Source organism: Aliivibrio sifiae, assembly GCF_002954715.1.
Classification (GTDB): domain Bacteria; phylum Pseudomonadota; class Gammaproteobacteria; order Enterobacterales; family Vibrionaceae; genus Aliivibrio; species Aliivibrio sifiae.
This window is the reverse complement of the sequence record NZ_MSCP01000001.1, coordinates 2,310,507-2,328,194: the sequence shown is the minus strand read 5'-3', so window position 1 is coordinate 2,328,194 and position 17,688 is coordinate 2,310,507. Positions and strand designations below refer to the sequence as shown.

Genomic DNA, 17,688 nt, shown 5'->3' with positions numbered 1-17,688 from the left:
TCAATTGCTTTATTGAAGAACACTGTTCTTCGTCTCTTCTATATGCACAATCAAATAGTGTGGTGATCTGTCTTCAGAATCTCACCACTTTATCGCGCGTGCTGGTCAGCACACGCAATGAGGCAGTATGAGCTGTTAGCTCCAGGGGTACATTAGTTTAATCATTTTCGTACCGAATATATGCTGTAAGTAACGTTGGAACACTGTTATTTCGCTTCCTCTATATGAACGATCAACTTCATAGCTATATAAGTTTAATCATCTGCGTACCGAACATATGCGGTAAGTAACGATGGAACAGTGTTCTTCGCTTTCTTTACTATTTAATTATTATCACGAATAAAAAATACAATGCGTTATCTAAGTGAAGCCTTCAAACCGCTAAAAGTCGTTTTTCATACTCATATACTTTATTTTTTGACTAACAGCCCATAGGTGTTAACGATCTTATGTATCCGTTGCCTGCTAAGCCCCAGCGTTCGTGCTACTTCTGATAGATTAACTTTACCTGTTTCCAAGCGCTGTATATCAATCAATTGCTTTATTGAAGAACACTGTTCTTCGTTTCTTCTATAACCCTTCTCTGGGCCAAAATTCACAGGTAAAGACTCATAGCGATGTGTGCATTCATAGCGATGTAACGTAGATACGATTGCCATCCAAGACTCAACATTAATTAGATGTTTATCTTGTTCTCTAACTACCCAAGCTTTTGGTTGTAAAGGATCTAATGCGCGAATTATTGCTAGACACCAGTTTTTCCAACAAGAGTAATCTTGAGGTTTTATACGTTTTATACAATTAAAGGTAGCAGGGTAAAGCTCTTGAGTGGTGGTTGTAATGCTTTTTGCAAGCTCGATCCAGGTTGTTTGTAGAACATGGTTCTTACAAAACTTTATGAAATAGCGAGGGTGCGGAGCAAAACCACCAAGTAAACGGTACATATTCGACGCTTTCTGGCTATTTGATTCAGCTTCTTTCTGTTTTTCGAATTTAGATTCAATATAAATATTATCAAGCTGTGTTAAAGCACGAAAAACTTTATGTTTTGCTGCTTTATAAGACTTCTGATCACGATTAGGGTGATGTTCAGAGCAATAATAATGAGAATGTTGAGGTAATCGCCAGCATAAAGCGCATGTTGGAAGAACCGTGTTCCAGTAGGTTTTTTCTTTATACTGCGGTGTTAATGCTCTTACTTTCCAAAGGCTTTGCAATACTTCATCTGCATAGTCAATTTCATCATAATTTGTAGTCCATAATCCACGAATTGCGAGAAATTCTTCGAGTTGTAGAATAGTGCGATTCAGCCCACCGTGAGCAATAACTAAGGAATCTAACTCATTGATTGTTTGTGATTCATACGTTTTTAAAGACTTGAACTCTGCTTTAAATGCCTTAATGAAAAATGGCTCAAGAACAATGTTCTTTAAGACAGTAATAGCGTAAAGATATCCAGCACGCTTGCGTTGAGTAATTTTTATATTTTCAACACGAGTTTGTTCCTGTAGCGCATTAGCTTGTTTTTCTATCTGTTTTCTTAGAGCTATACGCGATGCGTGTAGATCGATAAATGAATCTGTCAACATGGTTTGTTGTATGTTTCGTATTATGCTTGGTCTGTATTGTCATTATAGTGTTTTCAAAGAATAACAATAGAGAATAAAACAATGAGTAATAAATTATTTATCAGGCAGGATGAGTTAGCAAGGTTACTAGGGGTGAGCAATACAACCATCTGGCGATGGAGAAAATCGAATCATCTGCCGAAGCCCATAGCATTGAGTAATAGGGTGATAGGTTGGCGATCTGTGGATATTGATGCTTGGTTAGAATCACAGTTGTCTAGTACTGATGCAGAAATTAAGAGTTAGGCCTAAAGGGTAAGTGCTGTGAATTTAGACGATGGAACCATGCTTCAGTAAAATTTTCATTTATTCTTGGTTTCGATATTCAAGTTAAAATTTAAACTTATAATGAACTATGATTCACAGTGGACTAATAAAGAATTATTTCGGATATCATTATTTTTAGTATGGTGTCCGATTTTGGCTTAAAGATGTAACTTTTATAGTGTCTTTGTGTGAAATAGGCAATGTGAATGTTCAATACCTATATCTTTAATTCTGAATAGCGCCTACAAATTTTACCGTAAACTCATTCATAATTTACTTTTTCTTATGCTATTTTCTTACCGTTGATGACAGCCATAATTCTTAAAATAGATGGCTATAGCGCATATAAACGTCTTACTTTAATGTATTCATGCTGGTTGTTTATATAGACGTATGTGATAACTATGGTTTCTGTCGGTTAACTTTTCTCTTGATATCTAATGACTAAAGGATTGATATTCATTTAATTTCTTATTCATGGCTTGTTTTTTAGTCAATAGTCTCCATGTAATCTATAGGGTTACTCATTTATTCGTTCTCGAATTGGGAACATTGTTGACTTGGTAGATTTCTATATATAAGATAGTTCCCAAATGGAGAACAAGTAATGCAATTGATTGGTAAACATCACTTAACCTACGTATTGGGCTGCAATGAAGAAATAGATCAGTGGATTTCTGCGTGGGTTACAGAAGTCAGCCATGCTTCGTGGAAAGAACCTAGTGCTATTTTAGATGCGTTTCCTAGAGCTATATCTGTCGATGGAACTGTTTTCCTTTTTCCTGTATGTGGAAATAAATTCCCTCAAATTAAACTAAAAATTAAATTTGGTTTAGATAAAGCAATGATTAGTGAAGTGATACAAGAATGAGTAGTCAATTAGCTCCGAGAGTAATTAGAACAGAAGAGCAATATCATCAATATCTCAACGAGGTTGAATATTTATTCGATCAAAATTTGACGCCTGGATCTGAGGAAGCTGAGCATTTTGAATTGCTCACCTTACTTATTGAACAGTATGAGAAAAGTCATTACCCAGTAATGCCAGTTGATCCAATAAGTGCTATTAAATTTCGGATGGAAGAAAAGGGTTTAAAGCAAATTGATTTAGCTCCATATTTTGGAACGAAGAGTCGAGTATCTGAGGTTTTATCAGGTAAAAGGCCTTTGACTGTATCCATGATTAAGTCACTATCTATAGGTTTGGGAATCGCTCCTCAAACTTTATTAGGTATGGAGTCAGAATCAGAGTTTACAGAACGGGCTAGTAACCAAGAAATTAACTGGGCTAAATTTCCGATTAAGGAAATGATTTCTAGAGGCTGGATCAAAGATACTGCTTCAAAAGCGAAATCTGAAGTGGAAGGGTATGTAAAAGAGTTTATCCAGCAAGTCGGCGGAACGACGGCTTCAGCAGCTTTCAGAAGAACATTGACAGGTGATGCTTATTCTCCATCAACACAATATAAACTTTATGCGTGGGTAAGCCGTGTGGTTCAGAAATCACGAGAAAAAGATTCAATACCACAATATGATTCAAGCATCATTGATAAAGATTTCTTAAAGGGGTTAGCTCAGTTGAGTTGGTCTGAGTTTGGGCCAAAATTAGCGATTGAGTATCTTGAAACACATGGAATATGTGTTGTTATCGAGCCTGCACTTAAAGGAACTTCAGTCGATGGTGCTGCTTTAAAAGATAGCAATGGTCGCCCTATTATTGCCTTATCTTTGAGGTTAGACCGATTGGATAACTTTTGGTTCACGCTGCTTCATGAAGTTGTCCATATATGGAAACATATCGATTCAGATAAAACATTTGTAGATGATCTTGAGCATGGAGCTGAAAGCACCGATAAATTTGAAGCTGAAGCTAACCGCATAGCTCGTGATACATTAATTCCTCGTACTGTTTGGAAGCGTAGTCAGGCTTATTTGAATCCAAATAGCAAAAATATAGAAGATTTGTCACGAAATTTAAGAATTCACCCTTCTATAATTGCGGGTAGGTTGAGAAAAGAAACAGGTAAATATAATCAGTTTTCTAATTTAATTGGTCAAGGGGAGGTTCGTAAGCACTTTCCCAATAAAATTTGGTAAGTGAGGTAATTTATGATTCCTAAATATGTTCCAATTAGTCGAGCTAAAAGTGGAGAGTTCGAATCTTATAAACAGCTTAATGATAGTGTAAAGCAGTTTATTCTACCAATATTTGAATTACCACCTATGACTGAGGATATGTTAGGTAGAAAAAAATATACCTCTGTAGCTAATCCATACGAAGTATATATTCAAGGTGTTGCTTCTGATATTCAAGATGCTATGACTGGGGCTTCTATTGGTATAGATATTAATAGTTGGGCTCCAAACGCAACAGTTGAATCTGGAGAGCACATATTAGTTTTTTTAAGTAGTTGCCTGTCTAATTTAGGATGTAATGTTATACCTGTTGTTGGCTATGACAGATGGGAAGACGAAGAATACTCCACTGTTTTGAAACAACTCTCCAAAGAAACCAATCGCTTTTTTATTCGATTAGATAATGATGCCTTTAGTGACATGCAAGAAGAGGAATACTTTCTTGAAACCTTTGATAGCATAGTTACGGCTTTGAATATTGATATTTCTAGGTCATCAGTGCTCTTTGATTGTGGGGATGTTTCTTTGAGTAAGTCTTCGATTGTAGCGATCCAAGATAATATCACTTTAGCTTTAAAACTATTAAAAAATTATGACTTCAAGTTCACTTCAATGGCTGGATGCTCTGTTGCTGGTGACATTAATGGAATGGTGTCTAAAATTAACTCTCAGGCTCCAGTTGTTAGAAAAGAGGTTAAAGCTTGGAAAAGCATAAAAACCTTTAACCCAAATGCTAATCTAGTATTTGGAGATTATGGTATTAGTAACCCGACAGTGAGTGTAAGCATTGCGCCATATGCTAATGGTAAAATTCGATACACAATGAATGATAGCTATTTAGTAGTAAGAGGATACCCGAGAAATCAAGGCGATAAAGGTGCACAAATGCACGACTTGTGTCGTCGGTTAATTAGTTCTGGGCATTATATGAAACCTAGTTTTAGTTGGGGTGACAGAATGATAAGTGTATGTGCAAATGAAGGCTGTTTAGAGGGTAAAAAAGAAGCTTTCAAAGGAAGTACAACTCAATGGGTTACGATAGATACGACACATCATATGACTTATGTGGTTGAAGAAGTTAAAGAGTTTGAATTAACCTTAGCTACAACAAGAAAAATTAGAGTTAGTTAATTGAATAGAGGAGCTTAAAGGCTCCTTTTTTGTTTATGATGTATTTACTGGATATATATTTGTTTAAAGCCTAATAGTAAAAGTGCAGTCTAAGCGTTTTGAGAAGCTATACAATCAGAATATAAAACTTGGTAACACAGAGAGTCTCAGATTACTATGGGATAGCGACAAGAGGATATGAGTGCATTGGGCTTGTCTGACCCGTTACCTGACCCAGAAACGTCAGATAGCAAAAAGGCGTAGTAGGTACTAACCTATTACGCCTTTCTAAATTTGGTGGCCCCTCCCAGATTTGAACTGGGGACCGAACGATTATGAGTCGTGCGCTCTAACCACTGAGCTAAGGGGCCTTTGTAGGTGGTTGATTATAGGGGAAGATGAAAAGGGTGTCTAGAGAGAAGGTGTTTGGTTTTTAATCAGTTAGTTAAAAAAGTGGCTTTAGATCGAAAAAAGGTGAGCCTAAGCCCACCTTTTTGATTCTATTGATGAATAACAGCGAGAGCTATTACTCGTCTAAGAAGCTACGTAATACTTCTGAGCGGCTAGGATGACGTAATTTACGTAATGCCTTAGCTTCGATTTGACGGATACGTTCACGTGTTACGTCAAACTGCTTGCCCACTTCTTCTAGAGTATGGTCAGTATTCATATCAATACCAAAACGCATGCGAAGTACTTTTGCTTCACGAGGTGTTAAACCAGCAAGAACATCGTTGGTTGCAAATTTCAAGCTTGTTGAAGTTGCAGAATCAACAGGAAGTTCAAGTGTGTTATCCTCGATGAAATCACCTAGGTGCGAATCTTCATCATCACCAATTGGTGTTTCCATTGAAATTGGTTCTTTTGCGATTTTCAAAACCTTACGGATCTTGTCTTCAGGCATTTGCATGCGTTCAGCAAGTTCTTCAGGTAGTGGTTCACGACCCATTTCTTGTAGCATTTGACGTGAAATACGATTCAATTTGTTGATCGTTTCAATCATGTGCACAGGAATACGAATAGTACGCGCTTGGTCAGCAATTGAACGAGTGATAGCTTGACGGATCCACCATGTTGCATAAGTTGAGAACTTATAACCACGACGGTATTCAAACTTATCAACCGCTTTCATTAGACCAATATTACCTTCTTGGATTAGATCCAAGAATTGTAGGCCACGGTTGGTGTATTTTTTCGCAATTGAAATTACAAGACGTAAGTTAGCTTCAACCATTTCTTTTTTCGCACGACGAGCTTTCGCTTCACCGATAGACATACGACGGCTGATGTCTTTAATATTTACAACAGGTAAGCCTGTTTCTTTTTCAATGCTGTCAATTTTCTTGATTGAACGACGAATATCATCTTCGTAACGCTTTAGGCGTTCAACGTATGGCTTGTCAGAAGCAAGAATTTCATTGAACCATTCATCAGACGATTCGTTGCCTGAGAATAATGAAATAAATGATTTCTTAGGCATTTTTCCGTATTCAACGCACATACGCATAATTAAACGTTCTTGTGTACGAACACGATCCATACTGCCACGCATTTCACGAACAAGGTAATCAAACTGCTTAGGGATCAGTTTAAATTCACGGAAAACATCAGTTAATTCACCAATAGCTTCACGTGCCTTTGCGTTATCACGCCCATGCTCTTCAAAAGCAAGTTGCATGTTGTGGTAAGAAGTTCGAAGTTCAGTGAACTTCTCCAAAGCAAGCTCTGGATCAATACCTACATCTTCTTCTTCCTCGTCTTCATCATCTTCAGCTTCTTCATCTTCGTCTTCAAGATCTGATTCACTCAGTTCTGAACCGATATGTGTCGCTGTTGGTGCTGCAGAACCATCATCATTAGGATCAACAAAACCAGAAATGATGTCAGTAAGTCGAATTTCTTCGGCTTGAACTTTATCAAACTGTTCTAATAGGTATGAAATTGCGCCAGGGAATTCAGCAACAGAACACTGAACTTCATTGATGCCTTCTTCAATACGTTTAGCGATGTCGATTTCGCCTTCACGAGTAAGAAGTTCAACGGTACCCATTTCACGCATGTACATACGAACCGGATCCGTTGTACGGCCAATTTCACTTTCTACACTTGATAGTGCGGCTGCAGCGGCTTCTGCTGCATCTTCATCAGTTACGGCATCATCATCATTCAATGACATATCATCAGCATCAGGTGCGGTTTCTACCACTTTGATACCCATGTCATTGATCATTTGGATAATATCTTCAACCTGCTCAGAGTCTACTATTTCTTCTGGTAGGTGATCGTTAACTTCTGCGTAGGTCAGATAGCCTTGTTCCTTGCCTTTGATTACAAGTAATTTTAGCTGTGACTGCGGATTTTGATCCATAGACGGTATCCTACTTCTGGTCTGTGTGAAGGAATTAGTATGCGAAATGCAAACCACTAATAATAACAAATTTTTTCATTGATGACGATGCTGGGATTCTATGCTTTTAGTTCTAGCATCAAGGCTAGTAGCTCCCGCTTTTCTTCGACTGATAAGCCAAGCGTTCTTTCTTTCGTCTGCAAACTTTCAATTTGTTGATTGATGCACTGGGCCAAAATATTGTCCAGCGAATCCATAAATAAATCTTGTATGTTGTCTTGGTCGATAGGAAGTTCCCATGCCGCCAAGCGTGATAATAATTTTTCATTTTTATCACCGCGCCAATATTCTAATAATTGGCCTGTAGTGATATGGGGGTTATGTCGACAATTTTCAAGTAATTGAAGAAATAAACTTAATCCAGGGAGGGGAATGTCTTTCACACTCTCTAAATCTGGAACCAATTGAGCTAAATTTGGATTTTGTAATAATAACGTGATTACTTCACGCATTGCTGTACGTTTAATTTCTGGTTGAGCTTGGCGCTTTGTTTCTGGAGTGCCTTGTTTAGATATTAGTTGCTGTAATTGACTTTCATCCATAATTCCAAGTGTTTTGCCAAGTTGCTCACGTAAATAAAGACGTAATGTGCCACCGGGAACTTTATCAATCAAAGGAACTGCTAACGTAGTTAGCTTCGCTTTCCCTTCTCGACTGCTAGTATCTATTTGGTCAACTAAGCTTCTAAACATAAAATTAATTAAAGAATCAGCTTGAGCGACTTCTTGTTCAAATGCCTCTTTCCCGTGCTGGCGGATATAAGTATCCGGATCTTCTCCATCAGGTAAGAACATGAACTTTAATTGACGTCCATCATTTAAGTATGGCAGAGCTTGTTCCATTGCGCGCCATGCGGCTTCTCGGCCCGCTCGGTCACCATCATAACAACACACAACGGTGCTAGTTTGACGAAAGAGGAGCTGCATATGGTCGCCTGTGGTTGCAGTACCTAGAGACGCAACAGCATAATCAATGCCAAATTGAGCAAGGGCAACGACGTCCATATAGCCTTCAACCACTAATGCTTGTGGTAATTCTTTGTAAGCTTGTAGTGCTTCATATAAACCATAAAGCTCTTTGCCTTTATGGAAAATAGGCGTTTCTGGTGAGTTTAAATATTTGGGAGTGCCTTCACCAATTACACGGCCTCCAAATCCAATAACACGCCCTCGGCGGTCTCGAATTGGAAACATCACTCGTCCACGAAAGCGGTCATAACGACGGCCATTATCACTTTCAATTAACATCCCACCACTGACTAATGCGTCTTGTGATGCCTTGTCTCTACCGAAGTTGTTTTTCACCAACTCCCATTCATCAGCAATATAACCGATACCAAATTTCTGAACTATTTCACCAGAAAGTCCTCGACCTTTAAGATAGTTGATTGCGTGAATATTTGCTGCGGATTTTAATTGAGAGCAATAAAATTGACTGATGCCACCCATCAAGTCATATAAGCTTCGTTTTTGTTCTGAGTTTGCGGTTGGGCCAGAGGGAGCATTGAAACCACTGCGTTGTTCACGTGGCACTTCAAGGCTAAGCATTGAAGCAAGTTCTTCAATGGCTTCAACAAATTCTAAACGGTCAAATTCCATGAGGAAATCAATGGCGTTGCCATGAACCCCACAGCCAAAGCAGTGATAGAATTGTTTTTCTTGGCTAACAGAAAAAGAAGGGGATTTCTCATTATGAAATGGACAACAAGCACCATAGTTTTTCCCTTGTTTTTTCAGTTTTACTCTTGCGTCAATGATATCGACAATATCGTGTCGATTTAAAAGCTCATCAATAAAACTGCGAGGGATATGTCCTGCCATCTTTTTCTTTTCCTGTAAATACAAACAAGCCGTGCGATCAAAGATAGCACGGCTTGTTTTATAAATAGAGTACTATTAAGCCAGTTTAGATTTAACTAGTTGGCTTACTTTACCCATGTCAGCGCGGCCTTGGATTTGAGGTTTTAACACGCCCATCACCTTGCCCATATCTTGCATTCCAGCAGCACCTGATTCAATAATTGCTTCGTCTAATAACTCAGCAACTTCTTCATCGGTAAGTGCTTGCGGCATAAAGTCATCAAGTACTAAAATCTCAGCACTCTCTTTATCTGCAAGATCATCACGACCAGCGGCAGTAAACTGCGATACTGAATCACGACGTTGTTTAACCATCTTCGTTAAAACAGCAATGATTTCATCGTCAGACAAAGTTGTATGACCATCGATTTCACGTTGTTTAATTTCCGATAAAGCTAAACGAATTGTGCCAAGGCGTAATTTATCCTTGGCTTTCATCGCTAACTTTTGCTCGTCTTTGAGTTTTTCAATTAGAGCCATAACTTAGTCCTAAATTAGGTAAGTTATTAGTACAGGCGAACGCGACGTGCGTTTTCGCGAGACAACTTCTTAGCGTGACGCTTTTGAGCTGCTGCTTTAGCGCGTTTACGTACTGTAGTAGGTTTTTCGTAATGCTCACGACGGCGAACTTCAGAAAGAATACCTGCTTTTTCGCAAGAGCGCTTGAAACGACGTAGTGCAACGTCGAACGGTTCGTTTTCACGTACTTTAACTACTGGCATATGCCTTTCACCTCAGGTGTTAGTCAATTCGCTGGTAGTTATAATTAACCAGCTATTATTCAAATTGGTGCCGAATTTTAATCCGATCAAGACGTTTTGTAAAGCATTCTTGATTAAGAATTGAGTAATTTCTTTGTTTATTTTGTCTTCTCTAGTCATCAGGTCGCTTGAGCTAGCTTAGGGATGTAGGTAATATGGCGATAAATTAACGGGTAACTGAGAAAAATATGCGAATTTTAGGTATTGAAACCTCGTGTGATGAAACGGGTGTAGCTATTTATGATGACGAAAAAGGGCTACTGGCTCATCAGCTGTATAGCCAAGTAAAATTGCACGCAGATTATGGTGGTGTTGTACCTGAATTGGCCTCTCGTGACCATGTTAAAAAGACAATTCCCCTAATTCAAGCAGCATTAAATGATGCTGGCATGACTAAAGATGATATCGATGGTATCGCTTATACCGCAGGTCCTGGTTTGGTGGGCGCGTTATTAGTTGGTTCAACTATCGGTCGTAGTATTGCGTATGCATGGGATGTACCTGCCATTCCTGTTCATCATATGGAAGGCCACTTACTTGCTCCAATGCTTGAAGATGAGCCACCAGCATTTCCGTTTGTAGCACTACTTGTGTCAGGCGGTCATACAATGATGGTTGAAGTAAAAGGCATTGGTGAATACCAAATCCTTGGTGAATCTGTTGACGATGCAGCTGGTGAAGCGTTTGATAAAACGGCTAAATTAATGGGGTTGGATTATCCTGGTGGTCCTTTGCTGTCAAAATTAGCAGAGAGTGGCACAAAAGGCCGTTTTAAATTTCCTCGTCCGATGACAGATCGTCCAGGTTTAGATTTCAGCTTTTCTGGTCTAAAAACATTTGCAGCAAATACTATTCGTGCTAACGATGATGATTTGCAAACTCGTGCAGATATTGCGTTTGCTTTCCAAGAAGCTGTAGCAGATACCTTAGCAATTAAATGCCGTCGTGCATTGAAGCAAACGGGTATGAAACGTTTAGTAATGGCGGGTGGGGTAAGTGCGAATACCTACCTTCGTCAAGAACTAGAAGCGATGATGAAAAAAATTGGTGGTGAGGTGTTCTATCCTCGAACTGAATTTTGTACCGATAACGGTGCCATGATTGCTTATGCAGGTATGCAGCGTCTGAAAAATGGTGAGACAACTGACTTAGCGGTTCAAGCGAAGCCTCGCTGGCCGATAGATCAATTAAAGCCTATTGCTAAATAGAACGGATCAAAAAAAGATCGTAGATGATCTTTTAGGTTAAATATAATAAAGGGGCTAGATTAGTCCCTTTTTCTTTGCCAAATTTTTGTTTCTTTGCCTGCAAAAAAACGTCGAATATTTTCATGATGTTTTAAAACGATTAAACAAGAAAGCATGGCTACGGGTAAAGTGTATTGAGGTTTTACAAGCCAAGTAAATAAAGGGGCAAGTAGAGCTGTGACCATTGACGCTAATGACGAGTACCCAGTAACTAATACTGTGACCATCCAGCAACCAAATAACATTCCTGTTAAATCTAGTCCAATTGGAGCAAGAGCACCTAATGCGGTAGCGACCCCTTTCCCACCTTTAAAATGAAAAAATAATGGGTACATGTGACCTAGACAAGCTGCAATAGCAATAATACCAAGCAATAGCGGATTGATTTCAAGAAAGTAACCTCCCCATACTGGCAACATTCCTTTTAAAATATCACATAGAAGTACCAAACCTGCAGCGCCTTTTCCACCCAAGCGGAGAACATTAGTTGCGCCTGGGTTATGTGAGCCTGAATGTCTTGGGTCTGGTAAGCCTTTTAATCGACATATTAAAACCGCACTAGAGATCGATCCTAGAAGATAGGCGATGATGATCATAATTAGTGCAAGAGGGGTCATGAATGAGCCTTTATTTAAGCGATCAAGAGCGATCAGAAATCATTTTTATAGTATATTGCTCAGCACATCGTGCAAAGTAATATCAATATTACGTTGTTTTTCTTTTGATGGGTATCCGACCTCTTAATAAAAAGTGTGATCAAAGATGGATTTAGTATTTATAAAACAACTTGAAGTTATTACAACCATTGGTGTTTATGAGTGGGAACAAGGCATTAAACAAAAGCTCGTATTAGATATTGATATGGCTCATGACAATAAACCTGCGGCAGATTCAGATAATGTTGAGCAGTGCTTAAATTATGCAGAGGTAAGTGAAGCGGTTACAGAACATATTCAACAAGGTCGTTTTCTTTTGGTTGAGCGTGTAGCTGAAGAAATTGCAGATCTTATTATGACTCGTTTCTCTGTGCCTTGGGTTCGTATTCATTTATCTAAGCCTGGTGCTGTGGTAAACGCATATAGTGTGGGTGTTGTGATTGAGCGAGGAAGCAAATGATCACAACCTATATTGGTATTGGCTCCAATATTTCCCCTGAAAAAAATGTAAAAATAGCCATTGATGAATTACATCAACTTGGTGAAATAACAAAAGTATCAACTGTGTATGAGGCTGAGCCTGTAGGTTTCTCTGGTCATAATTTTTTCAATTTGGTTGTTGAGTTAAAAGTTAACTACTCATTGAGGGAACTTGGTGCTCTATTACGTGCGATTGAAATCAAATGGGGTAGAGAACCTAATGCAAAAAAGAATCAAGATAGAACCCTTGATCTTGATATCTTATTGTATGGTGACGTTGTCTCAGCATCAGATCCAACATTACCTAGAGATGATCTGTTTAAATTTGCCTTCGCTATTTTGCCGATGGTTGAATTGAACCCTGATCTTATTATCCCTAGTACTGAGAAAACGGTCAGTCAAATATGGGCTGATTTTCCACGCAGCCAATCACTTAAACCAGCATTACTTAACTTAAATTTTTAATGGAATATCATGACGTACTTTGAAGCTTTTTTTCTCGCTTTATTGCAAGGATTTACTGAGTTTTTACCTATTTCAAGTTCTGCCCATCTTATACTTCCTTCTGCAGTTCTTGGATGGCCAGATCAAGGTCTAGCCTTTGATGTCGCTGTGCATGTAGGTACCCTTGCTGCGGTAGTTATTTATTTTAGAAAAGAGGTAGTGACTTTATTAACTGCTTGGATTGGATCTATTGTTAAAAAAGAACACAATAAAGAATCTAAGCTAGCATGGCTAATCATCTTATCGACGATCCCAGCAGCATTATGTGGTTTGTTATTTAAAGATTTTATTGAAGTGTATTTGCGCAGTGCATGGGTTATCGCCGCAACGACGATTGTGTTTGGTCTTTTGCTTTGGTGGGTAGATAAAAACTCAGAACTAGCGAAAGGTGAGTATGAGATGACGTGGAAAAAAGCATTATTCTTAGGTGTTGCTCAAGCGATGGCAATGATCCCAGGGACGTCTCGTTCTGGAATTACGATTACCGCTGCTCTTTATCTAGGTTTTACTCGTGAAGCGGCTGCTCGTTTTTCATTTTTAATGTCCATTCCAATTATCACTCTTGCTGGTTCTTATCTTGGTCTTAAATTAGTGATGAGTGATGTCTCTGTGAATTTAGGTCTATTAAGCACTGGTGTCGTGGTTTCTTTTATTAGTGCTTATATTTGTATTCATTTCTTCTTAAAACTGATTTCAAGCATGGGTATGACGCCGTTTGTTATCTATCGCTTACTATTAGGTACAGGTCTACTTATGTGGTTAAGCTTTGCTTAGAAACTAGAAACTAGAAACTAGAAGCTGTATGCTTCACTAACTAGAAACGATAAGAGCGAGTATTGCTGGCGTGGCAATGTTCTAGGCTTCAGGGCGCTACGTTTGCAGGTTTCAGGTGTACTCGATTTTGATTTTCCTGAAACCTGAAACCTGAAACCTTAGCTTTTATAGTTTCTAGAGCGAAGCGTTCTAGTTAGCGTATAGCTTATTTGATATCTAATTTACTTTTTACCGCTTCAATTCGTCTCTTTGTCAACTCTTCTCTAATTTCTTGTCCTTTAAAACCTGCGGCAACCACTTCTTTAACTTCAACCGCTTTTGCTGTTTCAAACGCCATTTCAAAACGTGATTTTTGTGGGTAAGGTTCAGACTCTAATCCTAATCGACCCGCATGATCGGCTTGGCAACAAAGTAAGATAGGCTCTAAGCGTTCAGGTTTACGCCATACGTCCATCTTATCGAATATCTTAATAAAGGTTTGCGCTCGTAGTTCAGGTGCTCGGTGAATGTTGGTGTGGTGTTCACAAACCAGTAGTGCTAAATCTCGATATTCATTAGGAACTTTAACTCGGGCACACAGTTTTTTTATGAGTTTAATGCCTGTATGACAATGCATTTTATGGCTTGGCCATTCTGATTCTGGCGTCACGCCTTTACCTAAGTCATGAACTTGAGCAGCAAAGCGAGTGGGTAAACCTTGGCTTAGTAATGCAGCTTGTTGAGTAACCATTAATGTATGGATGCCAGTATCTATTTCTGGGTGCCATTTTTCTGGTTGAGGTACGCCAAACAATGCATCAAGTTCAGGTAAAACAACAGCCAAAGCCCCACACTCTTTTAATACGGAAAGAAAAATTTCTGGGTGTTGGCTAGATAAGGACTTTTCCCATTCTTGCCATACACGCTCTGGAGTCAGGTGAGATAACTCTCCACTCTCTACCAAGGTTTTCATTAAGGTCATGGTTTCTGGTGCGACAGTAAAACCGAGAGAATAAAAGCGGGCAGCAAATCGAGCGACGCGTAAGACGCGCAATGGATCTTCAACAAACGCATCAGATACGTGGCGTAATAAGCGGTTATTTAAATCATCTTGTCCATTGTAAGGATCTATGAGTTCACCATTATCGGCTTTAGCAATGGCATTGATCGTTAAATCGCGGCGTAATAAGTCTTCTTCTAACGTAACATCGGGCTCCGCGTAACAAGTAAACCCTTTATACCCTTGACCGCTTTTACGCTCTGTTCTTGCTAGCGCATATTCTTCTTTGGTTTTTGGGTGTAAGAAAACAGGGAAGTCCTGCCCAACAGCTTGATAACCTAGCGAACCCATTTCGTTAGGGGTAGCTCCAACAACAACCCAATCTTTGTCTTTTACATCAATATTGAGAAGCGAATCTCGAACTGCACCGCCAACTAAATAAATTTCCACGTTTTGCCCTACTAGCTGCCAAGATAAAGAGAACTTTCTTTACTTTCTTAGCTCCAATGATACCGTGCAATCATAGGTTTTCGACTTTTTATTCCATATTTATTCTTGTAATTATCCTGATAAGGCAAACACCATTCTTATGTACCAAGATTTTTTTGGCTTTAATGAGCTTCCGTTCTCAATGACACCTAATGCGCGTTTTCTCTATTTGAGTGAACGCCATAAAGAAGCGCTGAATTATTTATTGTCAGGACTAGGGCAAGGTGGTGGATTCGCCTTATTAACTGGCGAAGTTGGGACCGGAAAAACGACAGTATCTAAAGCTTTGTTTTCTAAATTAGAAAATAAAGTGCACTTAGCTTTAATTTTAAACCCAACATTTAGCGCCCAAGAATTGCTTGAAGCGATTTGTGATGAGTTTGAGATCACCTATTCAAATAATGCCTCTTTGAAAAATCTTACAGATAACATTGTTGGCTTTCTAAAAGAAGAGAGAGAGAAAGGCTTTCAAACGATTGTTGCGATTGATGAAGCGCAGCACTTGGGGCCAGATGTTTTAGAGAAGTTACGTTTATTAACCAACTTTGAAACGGACAGTGACAAATTATTGAAAGTACTTTTAATTGGTCAGCCTGAGTTGCAACATAAATTACAACAAACAAATTTACGTCAATTAGCACAACGTATTACGGCTCGATATCATTTGTTGCCATTAACACCACAAGAAATTGAGTATTATATTGCCCATCGTTTAACTGTGGCTGGTGGCGATATTTCATTATTTCCAGCATCGGTAATAAAGAAAATCGCTCACTATTCTGATGGAATACCTCGTGTGGTGAACTTATTGTGTGATAAAGCGCTTTGGATAAGTTATCAGAGTGGCAATAAGGGAGTAACTAATAAAGCAGTAGAACAAGCAAAAGAATTAGTACTTGATTGGCAAAGCCCGCCAAAGGTTAATTCTCATCAGAGAACGTATTTTGCCTTTACTCCATTAGTTATAGCATTGGGGCTCTCTGCATTATTGAGTTTGGGGAGTTATCATTTTCTTCCTAAGTATTTGGATGCTCATTACCCAATGAGTGCGCCTATCGTAGAAGCACCATTAATTGGATTTGAATCTCAATCGGATGCGTTTCAAGCCTTATTATCGGTATGGGGATATTCAACCAATTCGTTTCAAGCTAATTGTACTAATGCAAAAAGAGCACAATTATATTGTTTAGACAGTAATGGCAGTTTGAGTGACTTATTGGCGATTAATCGACCTGCAGTTGTTTGGCTACAGCAATCAACAGGGGATGATTTACTTGCGCTTGTTTATCGTGTTCATTCTAAAGGGGTGGAGCTACTTTTGCCGTCTGAACATGTCGAAGTTTCTCATCAATGGTTTGAGCAGCATTGGAATGGTGCTTATATTCAATTGTGGAAAAAACCAATCATTACCGAAAGAGCAATGAAGCGTGGTGACAAAGGAAAAGCGATTTTAGAATTAAATCGTTTATTGTCTTTTGCATTAGAACAACCTTTCAGTGACTCGGAAAAATTCAATAAAGAGACGGAACAGCAAGTGAAAGAGTTTCAAGAAATATTTGGGTTAGCTACTGACGGTGTTGTTGGGTCAAGTACATTAATGTGGCTAGATAGTGTAGTTAATATTGATGCGCCTTTGCTTCAAGGAGATAAGTAAATGTCGTCTTATCGTTTTCCTTTATGGGTTTTAGGCTCAATTGTCGTGCTCCCTCCTTTGGTTATATCTAGCTATCTTTCATTACCTTACTACAAGGCGTCTCAACAAGAGTTAGAGCCTTATAAGCCTACATATACGGTATTATCATTACCAACTTTAGATACAGAGAAGTTACCGTTACGTGCGACAGAGTTGTCTTTAAGTCGTTTGAAAGAGCCAACGAAAAAAAAGAATTCAATAGAGGAGTTTAGAGGTATTCCGAATTCAAAAGATAAAGATGACATTGATAATATTACCGCTGAACAAAACCAAGAACCTCTAGATATTGATAATTTAGATTTATCAGGTTTGTCACCGGAACTGGCTGCGCGATTTGAATCTATTTTAAATGAGCCGTCTGAGGTTGAAGAGCGGTACGAGAATGGTTCTGCTAAGTATGGCGATTCTCCTTATGTTGAGTTAGATAAAAAAGGCGCTCAATTTTCAGGGCAGTTGCCTCCTCTTAATTTTCAAACACATAATTACACGTCGAAACCAAGTCGTCGTTGGGTAAAAGTGAATGGTAAAGAAGTGAATCTTGGTGGGCATATTTCAAATGGAATTACATTATTAGAAATAAACCCAAGAAATGTAGTGATTGACTTTAAAGGCCAAAAGATAGAGATCCCTGCTCTGTATGAGTGGAAAGGGTAATGACTATTTACTAATAGGAATAATACCAATTTCAGTAATTACAT

The 17,688-nt window shown here is 38.7% G+C and carries 17 protein-coding genes and 1 tRNA gene; 10 read left to right on the top strand and 8 right to left on the bottom strand.

Annotation, left to right across the window (positions count from 1 at the left end):
* Window positions 1-410: 410 nt before the first annotated feature.
* The gene (locus BTO23_RS10460) at window positions 411-1,589 is read right to left on the bottom strand and encodes a MarR family transcriptional regulator (protein ID WP_105063456.1); all 1,179 of its coding nucleotides are present in this window, start codon (window positions 1,587-1,589) and stop codon (window positions 411-413) included.
* A gap of 81 nt (window positions 1,590-1,670) precedes the next feature.
* Between BTO23_RS10460 and BTO23_RS10455 the strand changes: the two genes are divergently transcribed.
* The 4 genes from BTO23_RS10455 (at window position 1,671) to BTO23_RS10440 (ending at window position 5,162) form a co-directional block, all read left to right on the top strand.
* On the top strand, window positions 1,671-1,874 hold the full coding sequence (locus BTO23_RS10455) for a helix-turn-helix transcriptional regulator (protein ID WP_105063455.1): 204 nt from the start codon (window positions 1,671-1,673) through the stop codon (window positions 1,872-1,874).
* A gap of 628 nt (window positions 1,875-2,502) precedes the next feature.
* Window positions 2,503-2,766 carry a type II toxin-antitoxin system HigB family toxin gene (locus BTO23_RS10450; protein WP_105063454.1) on the top strand — a complete coding sequence of 88 codons (264 nt, stop codon included), beginning with the start codon at window positions 2,503-2,505 and terminating at the stop codon, window positions 2,764-2,766.
* Complete coding sequence (locus tag BTO23_RS10445) at window positions 2,763-3,992, top strand: ImmA/IrrE family metallo-endopeptidase (RefSeq protein WP_105063453.1); 1,230 nt, start codon at window positions 2,763-2,765, stop codon at window positions 3,990-3,992. The genes BTO23_RS10450 and BTO23_RS10445 overlap by 4 nt, the downstream gene beginning before the upstream one ends.
* A 12-nt stretch (window positions 3,993-4,004) precedes the next feature.
* Window positions 4,005-5,162: a beta family protein gene (locus BTO23_RS10440; RefSeq protein WP_105063452.1), complete on the top strand. Its 1,158-nt coding sequence runs from the start codon at window positions 4,005-4,007 to the stop codon at window positions 5,160-5,162.
* A 274-nt stretch (window positions 5,163-5,436) separates the two neighbouring features.
* Here the strand turns inward: BTO23_RS10440 and BTO23_RS10435 are convergent.
* The 5 genes from BTO23_RS10435 to rpsU all read right to left on the bottom strand — a co-directional run bounded on the left by BTO23_RS10435 (window position 5,437) and on the right by rpsU (window position 10,129).
* Window positions 5,437-5,512, bottom strand: a tRNA-Ile gene (locus BTO23_RS10435).
* A gap of 155 nt (window positions 5,513-5,667) precedes the next feature.
* Window positions 5,668-7,509, bottom strand: coding sequence for an RNA polymerase sigma factor RpoD (gene rpoD, locus BTO23_RS10430; protein ID WP_060992599.1), 1,842 nt, complete (start codon window positions 7,507-7,509; stop codon window positions 5,668-5,670).
* Window positions 7,510-7,607: 98 nt separating this feature from the next.
* Window positions 7,608-9,368 carry a DNA primase gene (dnaG, locus tag BTO23_RS10425; RefSeq protein ID WP_105063451.1) on the bottom strand — a complete coding sequence of 587 codons (1,761 nt, stop codon included), beginning with the start codon at window positions 9,366-9,368 and terminating at the stop codon, window positions 7,608-7,610.
* Window positions 9,369-9,443: 75 nt separating this feature from the next.
* Entirely contained in the window at window positions 9,444-9,887 is a 444-nt protein-coding gene (locus tag BTO23_RS10420) for a GatB/YqeY domain-containing protein (RefSeq protein WP_060992597.1), read from the bottom strand.
* Between the two features lie 26 nt (window positions 9,888-9,913).
* A complete protein-coding gene (rpsU, locus tag BTO23_RS10415; protein ID WP_005421025.1) occupies window positions 9,914-10,129 on the bottom strand; it encodes a 30S ribosomal protein S21 in 216 nt (71 codons plus the stop codon).
* A gap of 227 nt (window positions 10,130-10,356) precedes the next feature.
* Between rpsU and tsaD the strand changes: the two genes are divergently transcribed.
* Window positions 10,357-11,376: a tRNA (adenosine(37)-N6)-threonylcarbamoyltransferase complex transferase subunit TsaD gene (gene tsaD, locus BTO23_RS10410; RefSeq protein ID WP_060992596.1), complete on the top strand. Its 1,020-nt coding sequence runs from the start codon at window positions 10,357-10,359 to the stop codon at window positions 11,374-11,376.
* Window positions 11,377-11,435: 59 nt separating this feature from the next.
* Here tsaD and plsY read toward each other — a convergent pair whose 3' ends face one another.
* Window positions 11,436-12,032, bottom strand: a complete 597-nt coding sequence (plsY, locus tag BTO23_RS10405; protein WP_060992595.1) for a glycerol-3-phosphate 1-O-acyltransferase PlsY — start codon at window positions 12,030-12,032, stop codon at window positions 11,436-11,438.
* Between the two features lie 145 nt (window positions 12,033-12,177).
* Here plsY and folB point away from each other — a divergent pair, with 145 nt between their 5' ends.
* From folB to BTO23_RS10390, 3 genes are read left to right on the top strand one after another with little or no spacing between them, the layout of a single operon-like run.
* The gene (folB, locus tag BTO23_RS10400) at window positions 12,178-12,531 is read left to right on the top strand and encodes a bifunctional dihydroneopterin aldolase/7,8-dihydroneopterin epimerase (protein WP_061004715.1); all 354 of its coding nucleotides are present in this window, start codon (window positions 12,178-12,180) and stop codon (window positions 12,529-12,531) included.
* Window positions 12,528-13,016 carry a 2-amino-4-hydroxy-6-hydroxymethyldihydropteridine diphosphokinase gene (gene folK, locus BTO23_RS10395; RefSeq protein ID WP_105063450.1) on the top strand — a complete coding sequence of 163 codons (489 nt, stop codon included), beginning with the start codon at window positions 12,528-12,530 and terminating at the stop codon, window positions 13,014-13,016. Before folB ends, folK begins: the two co-directional genes overlap by 4 nt.
* A 9-nt stretch (window positions 13,017-13,025) precedes the next feature.
* Entirely contained in the window at window positions 13,026-13,829 is an 804-nt protein-coding gene (locus tag BTO23_RS10390; protein WP_105063449.1) for an undecaprenyl-diphosphate phosphatase, read from the top strand.
* 205 nt (window positions 13,830-14,034) lie between these two features.
* On the opposite strand, the gene BTO23_RS10385 is transcribed toward BTO23_RS10390, so the two are convergent.
* Window positions 14,035-15,258: a multifunctional CCA addition/repair protein gene (locus tag BTO23_RS10385; protein WP_061004712.1), complete on the bottom strand. Its 1,224-nt coding sequence runs from the start codon at window positions 15,256-15,258 to the stop codon at window positions 14,035-14,037.
* A 139-nt stretch (window positions 15,259-15,397) separates the two neighbouring features.
* On the opposite strand from BTO23_RS10385, the gene BTO23_RS10380 reads away from it, so the two are divergent.
* Together BTO23_RS10380 and BTO23_RS10375 are read left to right on the top strand one after the other, a co-directional pair.
* Window positions 15,398-16,951: an AAA family ATPase gene (locus tag BTO23_RS10380; protein WP_105063448.1), complete on the top strand. Its 1,554-nt coding sequence runs from the start codon at window positions 15,398-15,400 to the stop codon at window positions 16,949-16,951.
* A complete protein-coding gene (locus BTO23_RS10375) occupies window positions 16,952-17,644 on the top strand; it encodes a general secretion pathway protein GspB (RefSeq protein ID WP_105063447.1) in 693 nt (230 codons plus the stop codon).
* Window positions 17,645-17,688 lie beyond the last annotated feature (44 nt).